Source organism: Pseudoalteromonas sp. MMG012 (assembly GCF_018100875.1).
GTDB lineage: Bacteria > Pseudomonadota > Gammaproteobacteria > Enterobacterales > Alteromonadaceae > Pseudoalteromonas > Pseudoalteromonas aurantia.
In genome coordinates this window covers 1-1,277 of record NZ_JAGJEF010000190.1, presented here as the reverse complement: position 1 = coordinate 1,277, position 1,277 = coordinate 1, and the positions used below count along the sequence as shown (strand labels likewise).

Below are 1,277 nucleotides of genomic sequence, written 5' to 3'. Positions count from 1 at the left end.
AGCTCAAACAGCTCAAACAGCTCAAACAGCTCAAACAAACAAGCTACGCCTCGATACGCAAGTAGTAATGCCAAAAATAAACGAAAATCTTGTAAGTGTGCGTAAGCAGTTAACTGAACTAACCAAAAACAATACGTGTGACAACACCGTACAATGTCAGGTGATGCCAGTAGGTAGTCGAGCATGTGGCGGGCCTAGTAGCTACCTTGTCTTCTCAAAAAAATACGCAAGCCCACATAAAGTATCCACACTAGCTGGTAAAATTACTCATTTAGAAAGCCAGTATAATGCAAAAAACCGTATGGTCAGTATTTGTCAGCACTTAACGCAACCAAGCACCCAATGTGTTGAAAACAAATGTGTTAAAATTGAAGGCAGTGCACAAGCGACTTACTAAGGAGCCATGATGAAAAGCATTGCTTACTCAATAACTATTTTACTCTTAGCTGGCTGTGCCAGCTCTCCTCTCAACTATAACAACGACGGCTCCTCCCCCTCATTGACAACTCTGATTGCAGATAAATCTTGTGATGCAAGCTTTCAATGTAAGGTACTCAGTATCGGAGAGCGCCCTGCTTGTGGTGGTCCTAGCGAATATTTGATCTATTCTAATAAAAGTTTAAACGAAGACCTTGTTGAAAAGATGGCTGCACAGATAACAAAACAAGAGCAGATGAGTAATAAGCAACAAGCGAGTGTCGATGTATGTAAGCAAGTACTGCCTATTCAATCACTCTGTATTAATAAAAAATGTGAAGCATTTACGATCAAGTAACTACCTTATCAATTGCCCTACGAGTGACAATACAATTATCACTAGGGCACATCCACCCGCACGCCAAATATAAACAACATTAATTTCTTTCTTAATCCAATAATCGTAGAGAAACCGCGAAAAGTAAGTTGCCGACACTCCAAATAACGCAAAAGTCACTAATAATAGTAATAGATAGAACGACACATCAACCCTTACATATACCTAATCAAGCCATCATCATAAAGCCATTAGCGCTACGATGTACATACTTAGATGTGGATACTTACTCCATGTTAGATAAACTTTTAGCCTGTATCACCGCGACATTTCGGTGTTTTATAGACATGCCGAGTTCTCAGTCTGCGCCAGAAAATCGCGAGTATCGTTTTCGGGGGAATCATACCTTGAACAAATACGCAGTAATATATGATTTTAAGCCACGGGATAGCACCCACAGTACATTCTCATGATAAAATATCATCTTGTGATATGAAGAACTTTGCCTAGTACATACGTTATA

Annotated in this window: 2 protein-coding genes; both read left to right on the top strand. The window is 39.6% G+C overall.

Annotated features, from left to right (window positions below; all coding sequences use genetic code 11):
- Positions 1–397 (top strand): hypothetical protein (locus J8L97_RS22940; protein ID WP_211053032.1); only part of this gene is annotated, 397 nt, incomplete at its 5' end.
- Positions 398–406: 9 nt separating this feature from the next.
- Positions 407–775, top strand: a complete 369-nt coding sequence (locus tag J8L97_RS22935; RefSeq protein WP_210997413.1) for a hypothetical protein — start codon at positions 407–409, stop codon at positions 773–775.
- Positions 776–1,277 lie beyond the last annotated feature (502 nt).